At 65.0% G+C, this 24208-nt stretch carries 21 protein-coding genes; 11 read left to right on the top strand and 10 right to left on the bottom strand.

The features are described 5' to 3' along the window. Positions 1 to 16: 16 nt before the first annotated feature. Together AB0280_RS05835 and AB0280_RS05840 are read right to left on the bottom strand one after the other, a co-directional pair. Entirely contained in the window at positions 17 to 961 is a 945-nt protein-coding gene (locus tag AB0280_RS05835) for a metallophosphoesterase (RefSeq protein ID WP_307489272.1), read from the bottom strand. A 6-nt stretch (positions 962 to 967) separates the two neighbouring features. Beyond that, positions 968 to 3292: a transglycosylase domain-containing protein gene (locus AB0280_RS05840; protein WP_224027037.1), complete on the bottom strand. Its 2325-nt coding sequence runs from the start codon at positions 3290 to 3292 to the stop codon at positions 968 to 970. A 37-nt stretch (positions 3293 to 3329) separates the two neighbouring features. Between AB0280_RS05840 and AB0280_RS05845 the strand changes: the two genes are divergently transcribed. The 8 genes from AB0280_RS05845 to AB0280_RS05880 all read left to right on the top strand — a co-directional run bounded on the left by AB0280_RS05845 (position 3330) and on the right by AB0280_RS05880 (position 11060). After that, the gene (locus tag AB0280_RS05845; protein ID WP_009359196.1) at positions 3330 to 3485 is read left to right on the top strand and encodes a DUF4177 domain-containing protein; all 156 of its coding nucleotides are present in this window, start codon (positions 3330 to 3332) and stop codon (positions 3483 to 3485) included. A gap of 1 nt (position 3486) precedes the next feature. Beyond that, a complete protein-coding gene (locus AB0280_RS05850) occupies positions 3487 to 4020 on the top strand; it encodes a RidA family protein (protein WP_224027036.1) in 534 nt (177 codons plus the stop codon). Positions 4021 to 4035: 15 nt separating this feature from the next. Beyond that, positions 4036 to 4947 (top strand): NUDIX hydrolase, encoded by a 912-nt coding sequence (locus tag AB0280_RS05855; protein ID WP_366366412.1) that lies wholly within the window; start codon positions 4036 to 4038, stop codon positions 4945 to 4947. Between the two features lie 62 nt (positions 4948 to 5009). Next, on the top strand, positions 5010 to 6011 hold the full coding sequence (locus AB0280_RS05860; RefSeq protein ID WP_366366414.1) for a LacI family DNA-binding transcriptional regulator: 1002 nt from the start codon (positions 5010 to 5012) through the stop codon (positions 6009 to 6011). A gap of 215 nt (positions 6012 to 6226) precedes the next feature. Next, positions 6227 to 7561, top strand: coding sequence for an extracellular solute-binding protein (locus AB0280_RS05865; RefSeq protein WP_159630696.1), 1335 nt, complete (start codon positions 6227 to 6229; stop codon positions 7559 to 7561). 97 nt (positions 7562 to 7658) lie between these two features. Beyond that, a complete protein-coding gene (locus AB0280_RS05870) occupies positions 7659 to 8567 on the top strand; it encodes a carbohydrate ABC transporter permease (RefSeq protein WP_366366655.1) in 909 nt (302 codons plus the stop codon). A 2-nt stretch (positions 8568 to 8569) separates the two neighbouring features. After that, complete coding sequence (locus tag AB0280_RS05875) at positions 8570 to 9466, top strand: carbohydrate ABC transporter permease (protein WP_366366416.1); 897 nt, start codon at positions 8570 to 8572, stop codon at positions 9464 to 9466. Between the two features lie 55 nt (positions 9467 to 9521). Further along, positions 9522 to 11060, top strand: coding sequence for an alpha-N-arabinofuranosidase (locus AB0280_RS05880; protein WP_366366417.1), 1539 nt, complete (start codon positions 9522 to 9524; stop codon positions 11058 to 11060). A 58-nt stretch (positions 11061 to 11118) separates the two neighbouring features. Here the strand turns inward: AB0280_RS05880 and AB0280_RS05885 are convergent, their stop codons facing one another. Further along, positions 11119 to 11796 carry a Crp/Fnr family transcriptional regulator gene (locus tag AB0280_RS05885; protein ID WP_011775987.1) on the bottom strand — a complete coding sequence of 226 codons (678 nt, stop codon included), beginning with the start codon at positions 11794 to 11796 and terminating at the stop codon, positions 11119 to 11121. 196 nt (positions 11797 to 11992) lie between these two features. On the opposite strand from AB0280_RS05885, the gene AB0280_RS05890 reads away from it, so the two are divergent. Continuing rightward, a complete protein-coding gene (locus tag AB0280_RS05890) occupies positions 11993 to 13177 on the top strand; it encodes a MarP family serine protease (RefSeq protein WP_159630702.1) in 1185 nt (394 codons plus the stop codon). Positions 13178 to 13216: 39 nt separating this feature from the next. Here AB0280_RS05890 and aroQ read toward each other — a convergent pair whose 3' ends face one another. The 5 genes from aroQ to AB0280_RS05915 all read right to left on the bottom strand — a co-directional run bounded on the left by aroQ (position 13217) and on the right by AB0280_RS05915 (position 19449). Continuing rightward, a complete protein-coding gene (gene aroQ, locus AB0280_RS05895; RefSeq protein WP_159630704.1) occupies positions 13217 to 13681 on the bottom strand; it encodes a type II 3-dehydroquinate dehydratase in 465 nt (154 codons plus the stop codon). Between the two features lie 132 nt (positions 13682 to 13813). Then, complete coding sequence (locus AB0280_RS05900) at positions 13814 to 16021, bottom strand: alpha-galactosidase (RefSeq protein WP_366366419.1); 2208 nt, start codon at positions 16019 to 16021, stop codon at positions 13814 to 13816. A 139-nt stretch (positions 16022 to 16160) separates the two neighbouring features. Beyond that, positions 16161 to 17504, bottom strand: coding sequence for an ABC transporter substrate-binding protein (locus tag AB0280_RS05905; protein WP_307489259.1), 1344 nt, complete (start codon positions 17502 to 17504; stop codon positions 16161 to 16163). A 79-nt stretch (positions 17505 to 17583) separates the two neighbouring features. Continuing rightward, a complete protein-coding gene (locus AB0280_RS05910; protein WP_366366420.1) occupies positions 17584 to 18507 on the bottom strand; it encodes a carbohydrate ABC transporter permease in 924 nt (307 codons plus the stop codon). Positions 18508 to 18516: 9 nt separating this feature from the next. Further along, positions 18517 to 19449, bottom strand: coding sequence for a carbohydrate ABC transporter permease (locus AB0280_RS05915; RefSeq protein WP_366366422.1), 933 nt, complete (start codon positions 19447 to 19449; stop codon positions 18517 to 18519). Between the two features lie 182 nt (positions 19450 to 19631). Here AB0280_RS05915 and AB0280_RS05920 point away from each other — a divergent pair, with 182 nt between their 5' ends. Both AB0280_RS05920 and AB0280_RS05925 read left to right on the top strand, forming a co-directional pair. Then, positions 19632 to 20834, top strand: coding sequence for a Gfo/Idh/MocA family protein (locus AB0280_RS05920; RefSeq protein ID WP_366366424.1), 1203 nt, complete (start codon positions 19632 to 19634; stop codon positions 20832 to 20834). Positions 20835 to 20848: 14 nt separating this feature from the next. Continuing rightward, positions 20849 to 21871: a LacI family DNA-binding transcriptional regulator gene (locus AB0280_RS05925; RefSeq protein WP_307489252.1), complete on the top strand. Its 1023-nt coding sequence runs from the start codon at positions 20849 to 20851 to the stop codon at positions 21869 to 21871. 83 nt (positions 21872 to 21954) lie between these two features. Here the strand turns inward: AB0280_RS05925 and AB0280_RS05930 are convergent, their stop codons facing one another. Together AB0280_RS05930 and AB0280_RS05935 are read right to left on the bottom strand one after the other, a co-directional pair. Further along, positions 21955 to 23283, bottom strand: a complete 1329-nt coding sequence (locus AB0280_RS05930; protein WP_366366425.1) for an ABC transporter substrate-binding protein — start codon at positions 23281 to 23283, stop codon at positions 21955 to 21957. Between the two features lie 75 nt (positions 23284 to 23358). Then, on the bottom strand, positions 23359 to 24192 hold the full coding sequence (locus AB0280_RS05935; protein ID WP_425328587.1) for a carbohydrate ABC transporter permease: 834 nt from the start codon (positions 24190 to 24192) through the stop codon (positions 23359 to 23361). Positions 24193 to 24208 lie beyond the last annotated feature (16 nt).

Genomic DNA, 24208 nt, shown 5'->3' on the forward strand with positions numbered 1-24208 from the left:
CTCTGTAATGCGAAGGTCAGCTGGGGGAGGTCAGGGTCAGCAGGACGGCTTCCGGCTTGCAGGCAATCCTGACGGGGGCGAAACGTGAGGTGCCGATCCCGCCCGAGACGTTGACCGGCGTCGTGCTTCCGTTGCTTGACCAGTCGTTGAGGCCCTTGGCGCGCCAGGTGGGAATGTCGCAGTTGGCGATGATGGCGCCGTAACCGGGGATGCACAGCTGGCCGCCGTGCGTGTGGCCGGCCAGCAGCAGGTCTGCGCCGTCTTCCGTAAAGTGGTCCAGCACCCGCTGGTACGGCGCATGGATGACCGCAATCCGGAGGTGGTCATTCGAATCCTGGTTGACCGTTCCCCGGGGCCAGCCGGCATACCTTTCCCGCTTCAGGTGCGGATCATCGACGCCGGAGAAATCGAAGCGCATGCCGTTGAGGACAACCGACTGGTGGCGGTTGGTCAGGTCCACCCAGCCACTCATGCCGAACCCCGAACGCAGGCGCGGCCAGTCCAGGGCAACCGGCTTGGGCTTCACCTTGGACGGTCCCAGCAGGTAGGACGCGGGATTCTTCGGGCTGGGTGCGAAGTAGTCGTTGGAACCCGGGACGAAGACGCCGGGGAACCGCAGCAGCGGCTTCAGGGCATCCAGCAGCGGGTCCACAGCCTTGACGTGGCTGAGGTTGTCGCCTGTATTCACCACCAGGTCCGGCCGGAGGTCGGCCAGGGAACCAAGCCAGTCAGCCTTCTTCTTCTGCCCGGGCACGAAGTGGATGTCGCTCAGGTGCAGGATCCGGAAAGGAGCCCTGCCGGGCGGGAGGATGGCCAGGGTTTCCTCGCGGAGGACGAACTGGTTCTTCTCCCACAGGCCATACCCGAAAGCGGCCATTCCAGCCGCTGCCCCGGCTCCGGCAGTGACGGCAAAGCCGCGCCCGATTGAACGGGCGCGGCTTGCCACGCTATCGATATTCATGCGTGTTTAGCCGTTTCCCTTGCCGTTGCCGTTGCCGTTGTTGCTGGGGGCAGGTACCGGCGCCTGGGTTGCGGGAGCCTGGGGTGCCTGCGTTGAGGGGGCCGGGGCCGGGGCCTGGGTGGCCTGCGGCGCAGTGGTGGCGGGGGTGGTGTTGCGGGTGGTGCCGTTGATCATGTTGCTCGGGGGCGCGGGGAACGGGTTGGTCCCGTACGCCGGAGCGATCTTGGTCATGAAGTTGGAGAACATCGGCCCGGCGATCATGTAACCGTCGATGCCCGGGTAGAACTTGCCGTTGACGGTGATGTTCTGTCCCGCGCGGCTCTGACCGCCCAGGGGGTCACCGAACCAGGCGGCAGTGGCCAGGCCGGTGGTGTGGCCGACAACCCAGGTGGAACCGTTGTTGTTGGAGGTACCGGTCTTGGCGCCGATGGGGAAGCTGGTCTTGGTCGAAAGGCGCGGCCGGATCAGGGAGCCGGAGCCCTGGTTCATGACTTCCTGCAGCGCGTAGTTCACGCCGCGGGCAACCTCGGGCTTGATGGCATCGCGGCAGCTGCTGGACTGCGCCGGGAGCTGCTTGCCGGTGGCGTCCACAACCGAGGTGATGGCGATGGGTTCGCAGTACTTGCCGTCATTCGCAAACGTGGCGAATGCACTGGCCATGGTGAGCGGTGACGTCTGGGTGGAACCGAGCAGGTTGCCCAAGGTCATCATGTCCACCTTGGGGTGCGGTTCGCTGCCGTCTGCCGAGGGCAGTCCGCTGTGCAGGCCCACGGCGTCGACGATCTTCTGGATGCCGCAGAAGTCCAGCTGCGCTGCCGACGCGAACGTCACGGTGTTGATGGAGTTGTAGAGGCCCTCAAGGACGGTGAGCGGGCGGTACCACTGCGGCTCAGCGTTCTGGAGGTCGTCCGCAGCGCCCAAGGACTTCTGCGCCGTGTTGTACGCGCCGTTGACCTTGCCGCAGGTGTTCTTCCACGGGTAGTTGAGCGGATAGACGCGCTGGGCTGCGTTGACCACCGTGTTCATGGTCTTCCCCTCATTGAGCCACTCGGCGAAGGTGAAGGGCTTCATGGTGGATCCGGGCTGGAAACCGCCCACGCCGTTGAGGTCGTTGCCGTCCTTGTCCAGCTTGTCCACATTGAAGTTCAACTGGGAATCAAAGCCCTGGCCGGGCAGGAACGTGGTGTTCTGGGCCATCGAGACGATCTTGCCTGTACCCGGCTGCACAGACACCATCGAGGAGCCCCACTTATCGGGGTTGGCCCCGGTGGCGGCGTTGACCTGTTCCTGGGCCGTGGCCTGGGCGTTGGGGTCAAGGGTGGTGGTGATGGTCAGGCCGCCGCCGTAGATCAGGCGCTGGCGTTCCTTGACGTCCGCTCCGTAGGCCGGGTTGTTCTCCAGCAGGTGCAGGATGTAGTCGCAGAAGTACGGGGCGGAAGCGGCGTAAGCGCAGCCCTGCTTCGGCTGGGTCACCTTGGGCTCCACCGGGGTGGCCACGGCGGCCTGGTACTCCTCCGCGGTGATCTTGTTCTGGTCCTTCATCAGGCCCAGCACCAAGTCACGGCGCTGTTTGGACTTCTCCGGGTTGGTGATCGGATCGAAGGCCGAGGGGCTGTTTACCAGGCCTGCCAGGAGCGCCGCCTGCGGCAGGGTCAGGTCCTTGGCGGTGGTGCTGAAGAAGTAGTGGGACGCCGCTTCAATACCGTAGGCGTCACGGTTGAAGAACACGATGTTCAGGTAGCCCTCAAGGATCTGGTCCTTGGTGAACTCCTTCTCCAGCGCGATGGAGAGCTTCATTTCGCGGAGCTTGTCGCCCACGCCCTTGTTGACGCCGTTGAGCTTGATCTGGTCCTCTTCGCCGGCGGCTGCGAGGTTGGCGTTGAGGACGTTGTTGACGTACTGCTGCGTGATGGTGGACGCACCCTGCTTGTTGCCGCGGGCGGTGGCGACCAGCGCGCGGAGGATGCCGGTGGTGTCCACACCGCCGTGCTCGTAGAACCTGCTGTCCTCCACCGCGATGATGGCGTTCTTCATGTTCGGTGAAATCTGGTCCAGCGGAACCTTTGTGCGGTTCTCCGTGTACACGCTGGCGATCTCGCTGCCGTCGGCAGCCAGGATCCTGGTGGTCTGGCTCGGCGGATCAACCTTCAGTTCCGCCGGAAGGGAATCGAAGAAATCGATGGAACCGCTTGCCGCGCTGCCGGAGACGGCGGCGGCAGGGACCAGCAGGCCCGCCACGAGGACACCGCAAATCGCGCTCACACCAAGGAAAAGAAGGATCTTACCCAGTGTGGTGGCAGTGTCGAATAAGGGGTTGTTGCGAGTCGCCATGTTTTCCACTTTACCGGCAAGGGCTACGCTTTCTCTCATGACCAAATGGGAGTACGCGACGATTCCGCTCATCATCCACGCCACAAAGCAGATCCTGGACCAGTGGGGAGAGGACGGCTGGGAGCTCGTCCAGGTAGTCCCCGGACCTGACGGCAACGGCCTTGTCGCCTACCTCAAGAGGGAGAAGCAGTAGCATGAGCACCCCCGCAGAAGCCCAGTCCAGCGCCGCAACGGCGCCGGCATCCGCCGTCGAACAGCGCCTCGCCGAACTTGGCCTCACCCTTCCCGAGGTTGCCGCGCCGGTAGCCTCCTACGTCCCTGCCGTCGTCTCCGGCAACCACGTCTACACCTCGGGCCAGCTGCCGTTTATTAACGGCAAACTCGAAGCTACGGGCAAGGTGTCCGCCGGTACGGAAGGGTTCGCCGACGAACCCACCGTTTCCCCGGAGGACGCCCAGCGCCACGCGGCTGTCTGCGCGGTCAACGCACTGGCTGCCGTCAAGAGCGTCATCGGGGACCTTGACCGCATCACCCGCATCGTCAAAGTTGTGGGATTCGTCGCCTCGGACCCGACGTTCACGGGCCAGCCCGCGGTTGTCAATGGCGCTTCGGAACTGCTGGGCCGCGTCCTTGGCGACGCCGGGCAGCACGCACGTTCCGCCGTCGGCGTTGCCGTTCTTCCGCTCGACTCTCCCGTAGAGGTCGAGCTGATCGCCGAATTCAGCTAAGACCGGACACTTCCCTTGCCTCACCTCGCACGACGCCTTTTTGCACTGCCCCAGGATCTTGAAGGGGCAGCACAAAGCTGGCTCGAACACGGCGAGCGGACCCCCAGGGCCGCCCGTTACGCATCATCCGTAGTCCTCCTGCGTGATTCCCCCACCGGCCTGGAGACGTGGCTGGGTTACCGGCCCGGCTCCTCGCCGCTGGGGGTCCTCGCGTTTCCCGGTGGGTCCCTCGACCCGTCCGACGACGAGCCCATGGGTTGGCTGGGCCCGTCGCCGCAGCACTGGGCTGAGCAGATGGGAACGGACGACGTCGGGCTGGCGCGGCGCCACGTGGTGGGCGCCATCCGGGAGCTCTTCGAGGAAACAGGCATCCTGCTGGCCGGCCCGGACATGTCCAATACGGTCGAAGCCACCTCAACCTCCGAATGGATGCGTGCACGCGTTGCGGTTGCGGACCAGGAGAAGACCCTGGCCCAGGTGCTGGGCAAGCGCGGGCTCTCCCTGCGCACCGACCTGCTCAAGTCCCTGGTCAACTGGCGCAGCCCCGACTTTGCACACCGCAGGTTCGACACCCGCTACTTTGCGGCCACCCAGCCGCTTGGCCAGGAACCGTCGCTGCTTGAGGGCAAAGGCGTGTGGGGCAGGTGGGTGAACGCCGCGGAGGTGGTTCGGGAGCGGACCACCAGCAAGCTCGGTGACGAGGCAGGGCAGGAGAACACCGTGGGCCGGCCCCTGGGCGAACTGCTTGTGCCGGGTTCCGAGATCATGCTCGAGAAGATGGCGACGGCCAACGGCTGCATCGCGTATCTGAGCTACAAGCGCAAGCCGCACGTGTACCAGCCGGTCCTGGTCGAAGAGGACGGCAGGCTCATGCTTGAAGTCGAAGCGGCCAAGACTGTAGCGGGGGATCACCAGCGCGAGCGCTGATGCTTCGCCGGGCCGGAGTATAAACTCGTCAGCAAAACCACACCGGGAGCAAGGGGGCGCGTTTGCGCGCAACGGTCAAGGACGTCGCGCGCCTCGCCGGGGTTTCGCCAAAGACGGTTTCGAACGTCATGAACGGAATTGTTCCCGTCAGCGGCCCCACCAGGTTCAAGGTGGAGCAGGCCATGGCGGAACTGGATTACGTGCCCAACCTCTCGGCCCGGGGATTGCGCAACGGCAGGTCTGGCGTCATTGCCCTGGCATTGCCGGACCTGGCCACGCCGTATTCTGCCGAAATTGCGCACAGCGTGGTGGAAGTAGCCCATGAACAGGGCTGGAGCGTGCAGATCGAGGAGACGGGATCCGATCCCACCCGCGAGTACGAATTGATGTCCCGCGCGCGCTCCAACCTGATAGACGGGTTGATCCTCAACCCCGTGGTGCTGGACGAGAGTGCCGTCAAAGTGGGCGTCGCCCTGCCCCCCGTGGTCCTGCTTGGGGAAGTGTCCCAGAAGCTGGCCGACCGTGTGTGGGTGGACAGCGTCGCCGCCGCCCGTGACATGACACTGGCGCTCGGCAGGACGGGCAGGCGGCGTATCGCGGTCCTGGGCGCCGCCGAGGGCAGGGGCTCCGCGGCAGCCGTCCTCCGCACCCGCGGGTACCAGGCCGCGCTTGGCGAACTCGGCATCCCCTGGGACGACTCGTTGATCATCCCGTGCGAAAAGTGGAGCCCGGATACGGCAGCCCATGCTCTTTCCGCCTACCTTGACGCGCACCCGGTGCCCGAGGCGCTGTTCTGTTTCACCGATTCCATGGCGATCGGTGCCCTGAGCGTGTTGTGGAAGCGCGGCCTTCGGGTTCCCGACAATGTGGCCGTTGCGGGTTTCGACGACATCGCGGATGCGAAGTACGCGGTGCCGTCACTGACCACAGTCTCGTTCGACAAGCGCAGGGTGGCCAGCGAGGCCCTGCGGCTCCTCACCGAACGCATGCAGGACCGCGAGGGCCCGCAGCGGGTGGTGGCCGTCGATTACGAAGTCGTGGAGCGGGAAAGCACCTCTTCCTAGGCCCTGCACGCAGCGCCGGCCACTGGCGTGGCGTCGAAGCGAGACAGCGGAATCACTTTGCGAACGCTAACAATTTTCGTTGCGGGACACATTACATCGATGTAATGTGAGGCGTGCGTCACACCGGAGCTTGCGGGACTGCGATGAGGGACACCCGGCAGCAACGGTTGTGGCAACGGAATGACTTTCAGCGGACCCATCCAAAGGAGTGACGGGTGAAGCAGTTTGATTTTTTCGACGACAGGCAACTGTCCAGGCGCCGGCTGTTGTCCGGAAGCGCAGCGTTGGGAAGCGTGTTCGCCGCGGCGGCCTTGTCCGGGTGCGGCGGAAATGCCTCCGCCGCGGCCCCCAGGGACATCCAGTTCTGGCATCTCCTGTCCGGTGGCGACGGCATCAAGATGCAGAACATGATCAGCAAGGTGAACGACGCCAACCCCGCGTTCAAGGTGCACCCGACAGTTCTTGCCTGGGGGCCGCCGTACTACACCAAGCTGGCCATGGCATCGGCCGGCGGCCGTCCGCCGCAGTTGGCCATCATGCATGCCAGCCGCGTTCCCGGCTATGCGCCCGGCGGCCTGATCGACCCATGGGACCTGGACCTGCTGTCAGAGTTCGGCGTCACCAGCCAGAGCTTCGCGCCCAGGATCTGGGACAAGAGCCAGAACAACGGCAAAGTCTTCTCCATCGCCCTGGATTCGCACCCCTTTGTCATGTTCTACAACCGTGACGTGGCGGGAAAGGCAGGACTGCTTGGCAGCAACGGGCAGTTGCAGGAAGCGAAGTCCCCGCAGGAATTCATCAGCATCGCGCGGGAAATGCAGAAAGTGACCCAGGCGCACGGTCTGTCCTTCGGGTACCTCGGCAGCGGGTCACAGATGTGGCGCCTTTTCTACACCCTCTACCGGCAGCACGGGGCAAGCATGGAACTGACCCCCGGCAAGCCAATGGTGGCCGACAACGAGGCCGCCGTTGAGTCCCTGGAATTCATGACCTCTCTGTTCGATGACACCATCGCGGCGCAAAGCGGCGACATCAGCACCGGCATCGCGGAATTCGCCCGCGGGGGATCAGGCATGCTCTTTAGCGGGGTCTGGGAGCTTCCCACCTTCAAGAAGGCAAACCTGCCCGTTGACGCCGCCACCATCCCCACGCTGTTCGGAACGCCGGCCGCCTACGCTGACTCGCATTCCTTCGTGCTTCCCCGGCAGCTGAACGTCGACGACGCCAAGCGCCGCGACGTCTACAAATTCGTCAGCGACATCCTCAAGGGCTCGCTGTCGTGGGCCGAGGCAGGACATATCCCCGCCTTCCAGCCGGTGGTGCAATCCCAGGCCTACCGCGAACTCACGCCCCAGATCCACTACGCCAACGCCGCAGACATCATCGCCTACGACCCGGAGGCATGGTTCAGCGGATCGGGCTCCGACTGGCAAACGTACTTTGCGGAGACCGTGCAGAACGTGCTCCTCGGCCGCGACAAGGCAACTGATGGCTGGGATGCCTTCGTGCGGCGCACCAACACCCTGCTTTCCCGTCCCAACCCGGTTTGAACCGCCAAGCGACACAGGAGTCCAAATGAGTTCCGTAGCAACTTCACACAGCAGCGAGGGTCCGGCGGGTTCGCTGCCCGGGCTGTCCCGCCAAAGAATGTCCAGGCAGGCGGGGTCCAGGACCGCCGGATCCCGTTCCCAGGGAAGCAGGGACAACCTCAGCGGCTGGGCCTTCGCCGCACCGTTCCTGGCATTCTTCCTGGTCTTCCTCGTCTGGCCCCTCCTTTACGGGCTGTACATGAGCCTGACCGGCAAGTCCCTTACCGGCGCCAACGACAGCCTGATTGGGCTGGCGAACTACAGCGAAGCCCTCGCCGACTCCGACATGTGGCATTCGCTGGGCAACACCCTCTACTTCACGGTCATCAGCACTGTGCCGCTGGTGGTCGTTGCCTTGGTCATGGCCGCCTTGGTCAATGTCGGACTGCCCGCGCAATGGCTGTGGCGGCTGTCCTACTTTGCCCCGTACCTGCTGGCCTCCACCGTTGTCTCCCTGTTCTTCACCTGGATGTACAACCCCCAGTTGGGCCTGATCAACGACTCGCTGGCCCAAATAGGGCTGCCGAAAGTTGCGTGGCTGAACGACCCCGGCGTCGCGATGTGGGCAATCGTCATCGCCACACTGTGGTGGACGGTGGGCTTCAACTTCCTCCTGTACCTGGCGGCGATGCAGAACATCCCCGCCCAGCATTATGAGGCGGCGTCGCTGGACGGCGCCGGTGCCTGGCGGCAGTTCTTCTCCATCACCCTGCCACAGCTGGCCCCCACCACCGTGATGATCGTGCTCCTCCAGATCCTGGCCTCGCTGAAGATTTTCGACCAGGTCTACCAAATGACAGCCGGCGGCCCCGGCGGCGCCACCCGGCCCGTGGTGCAGTACATCTTCGAAACCGGCTTTACCGGATACCGCCTGGGCTACTCGGCAGCCATCTCCTACATCTTCTTCGGACTGATCGTGGCTGTCTCGGTCATCCAGTTCCTCATCACCCGCCGCAGGAGTGCATAGCCATGGCAACTGAAACCCTCGCCCGCCCTGTTCCCTCCACGGCCGCGCCGTCCGCCGGCGGCAGGAACGGCCGCAGGATGAGCCCCGGCCGGATCGCTGTCCTTGTAGCCGCAGCCCTGCTGGCCGTCCTCTGGATGGTGCCCTTCGCCTGGGCAACCGTCACCGCTTTCAAGAGCGAAACTGATGCCGCCGCTCCGAAGATCAGCTGGATCCCGCCGTCGGGCTTCACCGCCGATGCGTTCGTCAAGGTGTTCCAGGACGGCAACATCCCGCTCTGGACCTGGAACTCCCTGTACACCTCGGCGGCCATCACAGTGATCACGCTGGTCATTTCCGCGCTGGTGGCCTACGCGCTGTCCCGCATCGACTTCCGGGGCAAGAAGGTCCTGATGACCGTGATCATCGCGTCCATCATCGTTCCCCCGCCGGTCCTGATCATCCCGCTGTTCTACCAAATGGTGGCACTGCACATGATCGATACCTCCTGGGCCATCATCCTGCCGCAGGTCATCCATCCCGCCATGGTGTTCGTGCTCAAGAAGTTCTTCGACCAGATCCCGCGCGAACTCGAAGAAGCCGCGGTCATGGACGGCGCCAGCCGGATGCGGATTTTCCTCCAGGTCATACTTCCGCTGTCCCGCCCCATCCTCGCGGCCGTGGCAATCTTCGTGTTCATCGGCGCCTGGAACAACTTCCTCTGGCCCTTCATCGCTACCAATGACGGGTCCGTCCTGACCCTCCCCGTGGGGCTGCAGACCATCAAGAGCGCCTACGGCATCCAGTACGCCCAGAACATGGCGTCCGCGTTGCTCGCGGCCCTGCCGCTGATCCTGCTTTTCCTGTTCTTCCAGCGCCAGATCATCAAGGGCGTTGCGACGACGGGACTCGCCGGCACCTGACGCCCACCGTCGCTTTCCACCACCTGCCTGACGTTCAACCAAGGAGATCATTCTTATGTCCCGCGCCAGAATCACCCTCGACCGCGACTTCACCATCGGCGAAGTGCCCCGGCGCCTTTTTGGCTCCTTCGTGGAGCACATGGGCCGCTGCGTCTATACCGGCATCTACGAACCGGGCCACCCGGAGGCCGACGAAAACGGCTTCCGCCAGGACGTCCTCAAACTCGTCAAGGAGCTTGGCGCCACCGTGGTCCGCTATCCCGGCGGCAACTTCGTCTCCGGCTACGACTGGGAAGACGGAATTGGCCCCCGCGAAGACCGGCCGCGCAGGCTTGACGGGGCCTGGCACACCCTGGAAACCAACGCCTTCGGCCTCCACGAGTTCGTGGACTGGTCCCGCGAGGCCGGTACCGAAATCATGGAAGCCATCAACCTGGGAACACGGGGAGTGGACGCCGCCCGCGCCATCGTCGAATACGCCAACCACCCGGGCGGCACCCGCCTTTCGGACCTGCGCGCCAAAAACGGCCACAAGGACCCCTTCAACATCAAGCTGTGGTGCCTGGGCAATGAAATGGACGGCCCCTGGCAGATCGGCCACAAGACGGCAGAGGAGTACGGCCGGCTGGCCCAGGAGGCGGCCAAGGCCATGCGGTTCGTCGACCCGGACATCGAACTGGTGGCCTGCGGAAGCTCCAACTCGCGGATGCCCACGTTCGGAGCCTGGGAGCAGACCGTCCTGACCCACGCCTACGACGAAGTCGACTATGTTTCCCTGCACGCCTACTACCAGGAGCACGACGGGGACGTCGGCAGCTTCCTGGCCAGCGCAGTGGACACCGACTACTTCATCGAATCGGTCATTGCCACCGCAGACGCGGTCCGCGCCAAGGGCAAGCACAAGAAGCACATCAACCTGTCCTTCGACGAATGGAATGTCTGGTACCAGCGGGGCCTGGACACGGAGGACCAGCCGCACAACGTGTCCAAGGCCGGCTGGCGTGAGCACCCCCGGGTCATCGAGGACAAGTACAACGTGACGGACGCCGTCGTCGTCGGAACTTTGCTCAACTCGCTGCTCCGGCACGGCGACCGGGTCAAGATCGCCAACCAGGCGCAGCTGGTCAACGTCATCGCCCCCATCTTCAGCGAGGAGAACGGTCCGGCCTGGCGGCAAACGATCTTCCACCCGTTCTCCAGGATGGCGGAACTGGCGAAGGGCCAGATCCTGCGGTTGTCCGTCGACTCCGACAAGTACGCCAATACCCGGTTTGGCGATACGGACCTGGTCGATGTCAGCGCCACCTGGAACGAGGAGACGGGCCGGGTGGCCTTGTTCCTTGCCAACCGCGGCCTCGAGGAGGCAGCGGACGTGGAGGTCAGCCTGCGGGGCTTCGACGCGCAGCGGGTGGTCAGGGCGGAAGTGCTGGAAATCCCTGACGGCGGTGACCGCTTCACCATCAACAACCAGGACAACCAGGACCGCGTGGGCCTGAAGCCGCTGGAGGGTGCCAAGGCAAACGGCTCTGAGCTGCGCCTCAGCCTTCCTGCGTTGTCGTGGTCCGTCGTCGAACTGGACGTGGTGAAAAACTGACTCCCGCAGCTGCGCAACAAAAAAGGCCGCCCCGTGGGGCGGCCTTTTTTGTGTGGTCCTAGCGGGAGCGCTGGCGGAGGCGCTGCATGTCCAGGATCACCACGGCGCGGGCCTCGAGCCGGAGCCAGCCACGCTGGACAAACTCGGCCAGGGCCTTGTTGACGGTTTCGCGGGAGGCGCCCACCAGCTGCGCCAGTTCTTCCTGCGTGAGCTCGTGCGCCACCAGGACGCCGTCGGTGGCCGGGCGGCCGAAGCGGTCGGCAAGGTCCAGCAGGGCCTTGGCCACGCGGCCCGGGACGTCCGAGAAGACGAGGTCCGAGAGGGAGTCGTTGGTGCGGCGCAGGCGGCGGGCCAGGGCCTGCAGCAGCTGGGCCGAGACCTCGGGGCGGGTGCGCAGCAGGGCGTTCAGGCTCTCGTTCTTGAGCCCGGCCAGCCGGGTTTCGGACACCGCGGTGGCGGTGGCGGTGCGGGGGCTGGGATCAAACAGCGCCATCTCGCCGAAGAGCTCGCCGGGGCCGAGGATGGCCAGGAGCGACTCACGGCCGTCCGGGGAGGTGCGGCCGAGCTTCACCTTGCCGGAGACGATGAAGTACAGCTGGTCACCCTGGTCACCTTCGCGGAACACTGATGCGCCGCGGGAAAGGTCCACCTCGGTGAGTTCGTCCGTCAGCAGCCGGAATGCGTCGTCGTCGAGCGTGGCGAAAAGGGGTGCTCGGCGCAGTACCTCGATGTCCATGAAATCTCCTGAGTAAAAGTATCGGCTGTGGGCGCTTTTGCCATTGTTTCAGAATTTTCAAGGTTCTGTGACGAACTTGGCATGGGAAACGCCCGCAGGCAGCCCGCCGGCGGTCCGCCGGAGGCCGCTGCACCCCACAGAAGATTGTCAGCGTCCGCCACTAGAATGGGGGTTCAACTGTAAATAAGGAGCCTTTGTGGTCGGCCTGACTGTCCTGGACATTGTCCTGATCCTGGCGCTGCTGTCATACCTGGTCTACGGCCTCCGCAATGGGTTCCTGGTCACTGTCGGCGGCCTTGCAGGCTTTGCCGCCGGCGCCATTGCCGCTTTCTTTGCCGTCCCGCTCGTCAGCACCTTTGTTGAGGACTCCGGGTGGAGGCTCACCGCCATCATCGCTGCCGCCGTCGTCCTGATGGCACTGGGGCATGGCCTGGGAACCATGGTGGGGCGCCAACTCCGCGGCGTGGTGCGGATCCGGCCGCTGCGGGCGGTGGACCGGCTGGTGGGCGGGGCGCTGAACCTTGTGGTGTCCGCCCTGGTGATGTCCATGCTGGCATTCAGCGTTAGCTCGCTCGGCGTGCCCGTGGTGTCCCAGCAGCTGGCTGAATCCAAGGTGATCCGCTTCATCGACGGGCTGACGCCCACCCCGGTCAAGGCCACCATGGCGGAGCTGCGGTCCACGGTGATCGGCAACGGCATCCCCACCCTGCTCGAAGGCCTGGACCAGGGCCAGGCCGTCCAGGTGCCCAACACCAGCACCAATACACCCGCGCTCAACAGGGCTGCCCAGTCCGTCCTGAGGATCGCGGGCACGGCCTATGAATGCGGCCAGAACCAGACCGGCAGTGGCTTCGTCGTCTCGGAGGACCGCGTGGTAACCAACGCGCACGTGGTGGCCGGTGTGTCGCAGCCGGTGGTGGAAATGCCCGACGGCGGGGCCATGCCCGGGCGGGTGGTCTACTTCGACACCCGGCGCGACCTTGCAGTCCTGGCCGTGGACAACCTGCCGTCCCAGCCGCTGCAACTGAGCCGCGACCTACCCGGCGGCAGCCAGGCTGCGTTCGCCGGGTACCCGCACGGCGGCCCATTCCAGTCCAAGCCCGCCACCGTCCAGGACATTGCCACCGTCCTGGTCCCGGACATCTACGGCAACAATCCCGCGCCGGAGGACATCTACCGCCTTGCCGGGGACGTCCAGCCGGGCAATTCCGGCGGGCCGCTGCTCACCACCGACGGCCAGGTGGCAGGCGTAATTTTCGCCAAGGCAACCTCGGACGCCGAGGTGGGGTTCGCCATCACCATGAATGACCTGGACCCCGTCGCGGAGCAGGCGCCATCGCTGGCCTCACCCGTGTCCTCCGGGCAGTGCATCCAAAAATAAGGCACTGCATCCAGAAGTAAGGGCACCGCGTCCCTCCGGCTACAGGACCTCTGCCAGGTAGTCGATGGCGAGCTTGTAGCCGAACACTCCAGCGCCCACAATCACTGCCGCGCAAACCGGTGACAGGTAGGAGTGGTGCCGGAATTCCTCCCGCTGGTGCACGTTGGTGATGTGAACCTCGACGGCGGGAAGCTGCACGGCTGCCAGGGCGTCGCGAAGTGCCACGGAGGTGTGCGTGAAGGCGCCCGCGTTCAGGACGATTCCCACGGCGGCGCCCCGGGCTGCGTGGATGGCGTCCAGCAGGACGCCTTCATGGTTGGACTGGACGCACTCCACGGCGAATCCGTGGTTCTTCCCGGCGGCCGCAGCCAGCTGTTCGACGTCGGCAAGGGTGGAGGTGCCGTACTTTTCCGGCTCCCGCGTACCCAGCATGTTCAAGTTGGGGCCATTGATTACGAGGATGGTGCCGCGGCCGGCTTCGACAGTGGAGGAGGCTTCAGTCATGCCTGCAAATCTATCGGTTGGCCATCCCTGCCGCGCATTTTTACGCCGGCATACACCATCGACTGCTGAGTACTTGTCGTTCTGAAGCTCCAAAACGACACCTACGGAGCAATCGATGGGGTATTGGGTTTGTTAGAGTGCCGTGACCTTCAGCAGTACTGCGTGCTCCGGGTTGAGGATGGGCATGGGCAGCCCCACCTCTGCCAGGAACCCGCCGCTGGCCTCTGCGCCGCCGGCCAGCCAGGCGGGCGGCTCGACCTGCGTGAACGTGTGGGCGTGGTCGGCGTCGTCCGTGATGGGGAAGAGCGCTTCCACCCGGTAGCTGCGGCCGGCGTCGAGCCCCGGGATGCCGATGCGGCCCGGTGCCTCCGCTGCCGAGGTGCGCGTGCTGACCAGGGCGAACAGGGCCGCCGTCGTCCCTTCCTGGACGTCGATGCCGTCCCCGGCAGAACCGGCCACCACACCGTGCAGGAGCAATGAGTCGTCGGCGAGGTCGGCGTGGACCGGGCGGCCGCTGTGGATCAGGCCCCGGTGCTCTTTGTACAGCCCCACGATGCGCCGCAGCTCTTCGCGGTCCTTGCCCTGGACGCCCCGGATGTCCCATTCCATGCCGAAATGTCCGAACAGTGCCGTGATGGCCCGGAAGGACAGGTCGTGGGTGCGGGCCGTGGTGTGCGAGGTGGTGGGGCCGATGTGGCTGCCCACCAGTTCGGGCGGAACCACCGCGCCGGTCCAGCGCTGGATGGTCTGCCGCTCCAGCGCGTCGTTGCAGTCGGAAGCCCAGATACGGTCGGTCCGCTCCAGGATGCCCAGGTCGACACGTCCGCCGCCGGAAGAGCAGCTCTCAATTTCGACGCCGGGGTGGGCCTTCCGGAGTTCGTCAAACAACCGGTACGCGGCCAGGGTCTGTGCGTGGACCGAGGGGCGGCCGGCGTGGCCGTGTTCGGCCAGGTCACGGTTCTGGTCCCACTTCAGGTAGCTGATGTTGTTCCCGGCCAGGAGCGCATCGATCCGGTCGAAGACGTACTGCCACGCCTCCGGGTTCACCAGGTCGATGACGTGCTGATTGCGCCACTCCAGGGGCAGCCGGCCGCCGTCCTTGTGCGCGGCGGCGGAGGGGCCCACGATCCAGTCCGGGTGCGCCCGGGCCACGTCCGAGTCCAGGTTCACCATTTCCGGCTCGACCCACAGCCCGAACTCCATGCCACGCGAAGTGACCGCGTTGATCAGCGGGGCCAGCCCGTCCGGCCAGACGGTCCCGTCGACATACCAGTCTCCCAGCCCGGCGTGGTCGTCACGGCGGCCCCGGAACCAGCCGTCGTCGAGCACGAAGCGTTCCACGCCGAGGCCGGCCGCGGACTCCGCCAGTTCAATCAGCGTGTCCAGGTTGTGGTCGAAGTACACGGCCTCCCACGTGTTGAGCACCACGGGGCGCGGTTTGCCTGCGGGCAGGCCGGTGGACGCGGCGGGCAGCACGTGGTGGGGGCGGGAGCGGAACCAGCTGTAGAAGGCCTCGGTGATGCCGTCCAGGCCGCGGTCCGAGTAGGCGGCGAACAGTGCCGGGGTGGTGTAGCTGCCACCCGTTTCCAGGATGACTTCCGCCGGGCCCAGCAGCTCCGAGCCGCCGATCATGGTCCGGCCGTCACCGATGGTGTCCGCGAACTGTTCGTGGTTGCCGCTCCAGGCCAGGTGCGTCGCCCAGACTTTGCCGTGCCGGTTGCCGAACCCCTGGGTGCCGGCGGCGAACAGCAGGGAGGAATCGTGCCCGGTGCGGCCGTGCCGTCCGGTCCGGACCCACGTGCCTTGCTGGATCCGGTGCCGCTGCGGGTGGCGTTCCCGGCACCAGCGCCCGGTCAGGTCCAGGAGTTCGACGGCGTCCGGTGCCACCGGGAGGACGGTGGCCAGCTCGTCCACCTGGAACGGGGTGGTGCCGTCATTGGTGACGGTGTGGCGCAGTTCCAGCAGGCCGCCGTCGTGAAGCTTAAGGGAGGAGGAGACACTGAGCCCGGCGTCGGCGTCGGCCTGCACGATGGTGGCGGCGGCACCCTCAGTGTTCACGGAGGTGACGCGGAGGCGGGACGAGAAGTCGAAGCCGGCGGCGCCGGCGGTGATGCGATGGCCGCGCAGGGCCGGCCGGCCCCGCCAGGCGGAAGCGGCCGAGGGGAGGAGGCCGGCTGGAACGTGGGCGTCAATGGAGGAGTGCCCCACCGGAGCGCCCAGGATGCCGAGGTCCGGCACGTCTGCTCCCAGGTCGGCTCCCCAGTGGATGACCTCGGCCTCCCCGCTGTCGAAGCTGACCAGCAGGCTGGTGCCGGCGGAACGGAGGTACAGGGGGTCCATAGGAAAATCTCTCTTCGTGATGATGCTGTGCGCTGAAAGTTAAAGGATGGGGACAGGGTAGCCGGATGCCGCCGCTGCGAGGGGAACGGCGGCACCCGGCCGGGGTGGCTGCGACCACATACGCAGCCACGTGGAGGGGTTACTTGAAGAGGGCGTTGACCTGGTCATTGGCCGCCGTGAGGGAGCTGGCCGGGGCCTTGCCCGAGACCACGGCGTCCATGGCCGGCTTCATGATGCCGTCAACCTTGGCTGCCTTGTCCGCAATGGGGAAGAGGAAGGTGGTGCCGTCCTTGACCTGCTGGCTGAACGGGGTGACGTCCACGCCCTTGGCCTTGAACGCCTCGACGGCCTTGTCTGCGGAGGACTTGATGGCGGGGAAGACGACGGCCTTGGCCGCGACGACGTCCTGGCAGGCGGCGGAGCCGAGGTACTCGACCCACTTGGCGGCGGCTTCGGGCTTCTTGGTGCCGGCGTAGATGGAGTCAGCCAGCCCGTTGTACATGCTGGAGCGCTTGCCGTCCACACCCGTCGGGGTAGGGGCGATGCCGACCTTGATGTCCTTGTACCCGGTGTACTGGCCGATCATCCAGGAGCCGTTGGCGTTGATCACGGACTTGCCGGCCGCGAAGGTGTCCGCCATGCTGGCGCCCACCGTGGTCTCGAGCTTGGGCATGTAGCCCTTCTGCACCAGGCCTGCGAACCAGTCGATGCTCTGCTGGAACTTGGGGTCGTCATAGTTGAAGTGCTTGCCCCAGGGGTTCTTGTCCGTGTGCGTCCAGCCGGTGGTCCCGGTCAGGTAGCTCCATTCGGTCTGGCCCTGGCCGGAACCGGAGCCATTGAGGCCAAGACCGTAGACCGCCACGTTGTCCTTGTCGAAGCCGGGCTCATCGCCGCGTTTGCCGTTCTTGTCCACCGTCAGGTGGGCGATGGTCTTTTCGTACGTGCCGCCGTCCTGGGGGTTCCAGGTCAGGGTGGCCATCTGCTCCGGGGTGACGCCTGCGTCCGCTGCCAGCTTGGTGTTGTAGAACAGGCCGATGGTGTCCCAGTCCTTGGGCAGTCCGTAGCGCTTTCCGTCCTCTCCCACCCAGAGATCCGCCAGCCCGGAGTTGTAGATTCCGGTGTCGATGTTGTCCTTCTTGACGGCGTCATCCAGGGCGAGGATCTGCTTGTTCTTGACGAACTCGGGGTACTTGGCCAGGTGGTCGGTGAAGACGTCCGGCGCGGTGCCTGCGACGAAGCCGTTGGTGAGGGTGCCCCAGTAGTCGTCCCAGCCGCGCTGGGTGACCTTGACGGTGATGTCCGGGTTGGCTTTGTGGAAGTCGTCGGCGCACTGCTTGTAGGCCGGGAGCTGGTTGGCGTCCCAGAGCCAGTAGTTGATTTCGCCCTTGCCGGCCTCGGCGGAGCCACCGCTTCCGCAGGCGGAGAGTGCCAGGACGGCGGCCGCGGCTGCAGCGAGGGAACCGAGTGCTTTCTTCTTGTTCATGGGGGTCCTTTCAGGGTGTGCTTCCGGGCGCGCCGCCATGGCGCGGCCGGGGTCAGGGAGCTGGGTGAGCTGAGGGGTGTTACTTGATGCCGGAGAAGCCGATGGAGTTGACGATCTTCTTGCCGAAGGCGGCGAACAGGATCAGGACCGGAAGGGCCGAGACCAGGGTTGCCGCCATGAGGCCGGACCAGTCCGGTGCACCCTGGGGTGACTGGGACTTGAAGACGCCCAGGCCCACGGTGAGGACGCGGACGGATTCGTCCTGGCCCACCAGCAGGGGCCAGAAGTATTCATTCCACTGGCCGATGAAGGTGAGCAGGGCAAGTGTGGCGAGCGGGGCTGCGGCGTTGGGCAGGATGATCTGGAAGAAGATCCGGAGGTGCTTGGCGCCGTCGAGCATTGCCGCTTCTTCGACTTCGCGGGACATGTTCAGGAAGAACTGGCGGAGGAAGAAGATGGCGAAGGGGGTCATGAAGATATAGGGCAGCACCAGGCCCACCATGGTGTTCAGCAGGCCCAGGTTCTTGATGAGCAGGAAGTTGGGCAGGGCCGTGAAGATCGGCGGCACCATCATGGTGGCCAGGAAGAGGCTGAACACGGCGTTCCGTCCCCGCCAGCGGAGCCGGGCGAACGCGTACGCCGCCATGGCGCTGAAGAAGACGGCCCCGATGGTGGTGATGGAGGCGAACAGCACGGAGTTGCGGAGGTAGGACCAGAAGTCGATCTGGGCGCCGGAACCGCCGTCGGCCACGGCTTCCTCCGGGGACTGCAGGCCGAAGACGCGCTGGAACGCACCCAGGTTGAACTCGGCGGGGAGCAGGTTGGTGGCGTTGGATGCCAGGGCCCCGTTGGTGGACAGCGCGGTCCGCAGGACCCAGTAGAACGGGAGGACGGAGACGGCGACGGCGATGGCGACGAGGACCCAGGCGCCGGTGCGGCGCCAGTTGAACGGGCGACGCCGGGTGGCCGGCCGGGCGGGGGCGGAGACTCTTGCGGTGGTCATGGGGCGTCCTTAGTCCAGGTCCGATTCATTGCCCTTGAGGAACTTCATTTGGATGAAGGCCACCAGGGCGAGGATGACGAAGAGGATGACGGCCAGGGCGGACCCGTAACCGAAGTCCGATTCCGTGAAGGCCTTTTGGTAGATGTAGAACTGCAGCACGCGGCTGGCGTTGACCGGTCCGCCCTGGGTGGTGACGGCGACGGTGTCGAAGACCTGGAAGGAACCGATGATGGTGACGATCAGGACCAGGGCCAGGACCGGGCGCAGCAGGGGCAGGGTGATCTTCCGGAACGTCTGCCATGGGGAGGCGCCGTCCAGGTTGGCAACCTCGTAGACATGGTGCGGGATGGCCTGCAGGCCGGCGAAGATCAGCAGTGCGGTGTAGCCCATGTGCCGCCAGGTGTTGATCAGGGCCTGCGTGGGGATGGCCCATTCTTCGCTGCCGAAAAAGGCTACCTTGGGCATGCCCAGGGCATCGATGAAGTAGTTGACGATGCCGATCTGGTAGTCCAGCAGCCAGAACCACAGCAGCGCGGCGATCACGTTGGCCATCAGGTAGGGGAGGAGCAGGGTCCCCCGGATGAGCGTTGATTTGGCCACGCGGTGCATCAGGAGGGCCAGGCCCAGGGCCAGCGCCGTTTGCAGGACGATGTTGATCAGGACGTACTGCGTGGTGACCGCGAGGGCATTCCAGAAAAGGGGATCCTTGCCGATGGCCTCATAGTTGGCCGTTCCGATCCAGGTTGGATCCCCCAGGATGCTGTATTCGGTGAAGCTGAGGTAGATGCCGCGAAGCGTGGGCACCAGGTAAAAGGCGATAAATCCGATCATTGCGGGGGCTATGAAGAACAGTGCAATCTTCAGGTCGCTTTGTCCCCGGCGCTTCAGTGGCCGGCGCACCGTGTGGGCTGCCGGGCTGGCGTTCCTGGTAAGGGTGGTCATCGTCGACCCTTTCGGCGAGTGTGATGGAAGTAACAAGCTGCCAGTAATCTACACGAGTAGATTGGAGTCGGCAATGCCTACCTTGAAATGTTTCTACAGCGCGTATCTTCGCCATTCTGTGGATATTGACTCGAGTAGATCCGGGTGAAACACTCGGACAAACCCCTATCGGAAGGCAAACAATGACGTTCTCCATCGGCATCCTGGGCGCAGGCCAGTTCGGCGGCCAGTTCGCGCACCTGTTCAACCTGCACCCCGGCATCAGCGCAGTCCACATGGTCGACCAGCTGCCCGCACGTGCGGAATCAGTGGCCGAACGCCTCGAACTCGCCGGTGTACTGCCGGACTTTGACGCGCTGCTGGCCTCTGACATCGACGCGGTGGCAATCTTCACGCAGCGCTGGACGCACGGTCCGCTGGTGGAACGCGCCCTCCGTGCAGGCAAGCACGTCTACTCTGCGGTCCCCATGGCAGTCTCAGAGGACGAAATCGAGCGCATCATTGAAGCCGTCCGGGAAACCGGCCTGGTCTACATGATGGGGGAGACCAGCTACTACAACCCGGCCACCGTCTATGCCCGCGAACAGCACGCGGCCGGCAGGTTCGGGCGGATCTTCTACTCCGAGGGCGACTACGTCCACGACATGGACCTGGGCTTCTATGACGCCTACCAGTACAGCGGCGGCGACCGGTGGAAAGAGACGGCCAGCTATCCGCCCATGCTCTACCCCACCCACGCCATCGGCGGTGTGCTCGGGGCTGTCCCGGCCCACGCCGTCAGCGTCAGCTGCGTGGGGGTCAGCGACCAGCGGAACGACGGCGTGTTCGACAAGGACGTCAGCATGTTCGGCAACGACTTCTCCAACGCCACGGCGCTTTTCGAACTGAATGACGGCGGCGTGATGCGCACCAACGAAATGCGCCGCGTCGGTTATCCGTCGCACATCCGCGAATCCCGGTTCCGGTTCTTCGGCACCGAGGCCAGTTTCGAACAGCTCGCCAAGGTCACCGTCTGGCAGGACAAGCAGGACGTCCACGACATCTCGGAGCAGATGGAAACCCGTCCCAGCATGTCCCTGGACGATCCGTCCCTGGCCCACGTGGCGCCGGAGCTTCGGGACGCGTTCGTGTCGGGACTCTCCCCGGTCCACGACGCGGGACGGCTGCCCGTGGAGTTCCAGGGAGCGCCCAACGGCCATGAGGGCAGCCATCATTTCCTGGTGGACGACTTCGTCACCGCGGTGAACAACCGGACACTGCCCCCGCTCAACGCCTGGGTGGCCGCACGTTTCACCCTTCCCGGGATCGTGGCCCACGAATCGGCCCGGCAGAACGGCGCCCGGCTGCCCATCCGCGACTTTGGCGATGCCCCGGCCGACTCGTAGCTAGCATGGAGACCATGACATCACCGGCAGTAAAGGCTCCCCGTGGCGGCCCTGTGACGCGCAAGGACGTTGCGCGCTATGCCGGCGTCAGCACCGCCGTCGTCAGCTACGTGGTCAATGGCGGCCCCAAGAAGGTGGCCCCGGCCACCGAAGCAAAAGTCCAGGACGCCATCCGCGTCCTCGGGTACCGGCCCAATGCGGCGGCCCGGGCACTCAAGCTGGGCTCAAGCGAGACCCTGGGGCTCATCATCCCGGACAATACAAACCCCTTCTTCTCCCTGCTCGCCCACGCCGTCGAGGATGCCGCCGCGGATCTGGGGTACGCCCTGGTCCTCAGCAACTCAGACGGGAACCTGGCCAAGGAGCGGCGCAACATCCGCAACCTTGCCGCCCGCCAGGTGGATGGAGTGCTGCTGGCCAGTGTCCTCTTCGAACCGGACCTCGAAGCGCTTGAAACGGCGGACATCCCGGCGGTACTGCTGAACCAGGAACGGGATGCCCCGGGTTTCAACAGCATCGGGGTCGACCTGGCTGCGGGAGCCCGGATCGCTGTCGAGCACCTCATCGGCCATGGGCACACCAATATTGGACTAGCCATGGGCACCAACGTTTCGGGCAGCATGGATGGCCGTGAGGTGGGCTGGCGCCAGGCCCTGCAGGAGGCCGGGCTGCAGGAAGGACCTGTCGTCTACAGCGGATTCACCTGGCCCGGCGGCTATTCGGCCGGCCAGCGCCTGGTCGCCTCGATCAACCGGCCAACAGCCATCTTCGCCACCTCGGATACCCAGGCGGTGGGTCTGCTGCGGGCCATCCATGAGGCAGGGCTGGCAGTTCCGGGGGATATCGCCGTGGTGTCCTTCGACGGATCGATTGAAGCCGAATACTCCTGGCCGCCCCTGACTACGGTGGAGCAGCCCGTGGCTGCGATGGCGGAGGCCGCCGTCAACGCCCTGGTGGAGGCCCGGCGCGGGGGAAAACCGAAACACAACATATTTCCCACAAAGCTTCACGTCCGGCAGTCCTGCGGCTGCCCTTAAACCAAGAGGTCACCATCCCCGCCGGCCGCGGGGATGGTGACCTTTTTGGTGAGGGAATTCTTCCCCCATGGGGAGCCCTACTGTTACTCCTTGACGGGGATGGACTGCGACTTCAGGGCTTCGATGGTTTTCGCCTGACCATTCTTGAGGGCATCCAGAAGGGTACCGCTACCGCCCGTTGCCTTGCCGAAACCGTCGGAAACGTCAGTGTACGTCTTGGTCATGGTGGGCCCCCAGGTGAAGTTGGGGTTCACGTTGGAGGACGCGTCGGCGAAGACGTCGTAGATCTTCTGGCCGCCGAAGTAGTCCACGCCGCCGGAGAAGGCGCCGAGTTCCTTGGCCGACTTCGCGGCGGGGTAGAGGCCGCCGAGCTTATTGGCCAGCGCCAGCGCTTCAGGATCGGTGTTCAACCACAGAGCGAACTTGGAGGCTTCATAGGGGTGCTTTGAGCCCTTCAGGACTGCGGTGGAGGAACCTCCCCAGTTGCCTGCGGCCTTTCCGCCGGCTTCCCACTGCGGCATGGGGGCAACCGCCCACTTCCCGGCCGTATCCGGCGCTCCGCTCTGCAGGGTTGAGGCGCCCCACACGGCAGAAACCCAGGTCCACTGCTGGCCCTCGTTGAAGGAGGCGTTCCACTCATCGGAGAAGGAGGGAAGGGTGGATACTTGGCCCTTCTCCAGCAGCTTCTGCCAGTAGTTGGCCACCTTCTCGGACTCCTTGCCGGTCAGGTTGACTTCCCACTTGTCGTTGGCGTTGGAGAACCACTGCCCGCCCGCCTGCCAGACATTGCCGGCGAACCAGTTGACATCGCTGCGGGGGAAGTTGGTGATGTAGGAGCCGCGGGCCTTGATCTGCTCAGCTGCTGCAGCATATTCGTCCCACGTGGTGGGGACCTTGATGCCCGCCTCCTTGAAGAGGTCGGCCCGGTAGAACATCGCCATTGGACCGCTGTCCTGCGGGATCGCGTAGACGGCCTTGTCCTCCCCGAAGGTCACCTGGCCCCAGGTCCAGTCGACGAACTTGTCCTTGGCGCCGGCTACTCCCTCACATGCGGCTATGTTCTCCAGGCCGTCCTGGACCCGGAAGTTCGGCAGCGCATCGTATTCGATCTGGCCCAGGTCCGGGGCATTGCCCGCCTGGAGCTGGTTGAAGAAGTTCTGGTATGTGCCCGAGTTGCCGTTGGGGCCCGTCTGGACCTTCACCTTGATGTCCGGGTGGTCCTTGTTCCAGAGGTCCACCACCTTGTCCATGCCGGGTACCCAGGTGGTGAATGACAGTTCGACCGGCCCGGAGGAGGGCTTGCAGGACGAGTCCTGGGACGCGGAGGTGCTTCCGCCGCTGGAGCAGCCCGCAAGGGACAGCGCCGAGACTATGGCAAAGGCGGCAGTGGCTTTTCCGTAACGCACGCGCATTTCTATTCCTTATTAGTGGGGGGTGTACCGGGGCGGGGCGCCGCGGGACGTTTAATGGGGGGAATCTGCAGGGGGTTATTTGACGCTGCCGGCGCCCAGGCCGCTGCTCCAGAAGCGCTGCAGCGCCAGGAACGTCGCGATGAGCGGAAGGATCGACACCAGGGCGCCGACGATGACCAGGACCCGCAGCTCCGGAATCTGGCTGATTTGGCTGTTCCATGCGTACAGTCCCAGCGTGACCGGGAACAGGGCCTGGTCCCGCAGCATGATCAGGGGCAGGAAGAAGTTGTTCCAGATGGCGACGAACTGGAACAGGAAGATGGTGACCAGGGCGGGAGCCATCAGGCGGGTGGACACGGTAAAGAACGTCCTGGCTTCCGAGGAACCATCGAGGCGCGCAGCCTCCAGCAGTTCCGTGGGAACACTTGCAGCGGCATAGATCCGCGCGAGGTAGACGCCGAACGGGCTGACGAGGCTGGGGAGGAAGACGGCCCAGAGGGTGTTGGTCAGTTTCACCTGGCTGAAGATCAGGAACAGGGGGAGGGCCAGGGCTGTGGCGGGGACCAGGACGCCGCTGAGTACGACGTTAAAGATGGCCTCCCGGCCGCGGAATTCGTACTTGGCCAAGGCATAGCCGCACATGGCGGCGATGAGGGTGCCCAGCAGGGCGCCGAGGCCGGCGTAGAGCGCACTGTTCAGAAGCCAGCGGCCAAAGACACCGTCGCTGTAGGTGAAGAGGTTGCCAAGGTTGGCAAAGAACGTGGGGATGGAGTCCGCGGTGAACCAGAGCGGCGCCGTGCCGGTGATGTCCCCTCCCGTTTTGGAGGAGGAGACCAGCAGCCACCAGATGGGGGTCAGGAAGTAGAGCGTGAAGACACCCATGATGAGCATCGCCGCACCGCGGGACATGATGCTGTGCCGGGGG

Origin of the sequence: Pseudarthrobacter sp. 902506025 (assembly GCF_040702325.1) — a bacterium.
Classification (GTDB): Bacteria; Actinomycetota; Actinomycetes; order Actinomycetales; family Micrococcaceae; genus Arthrobacter.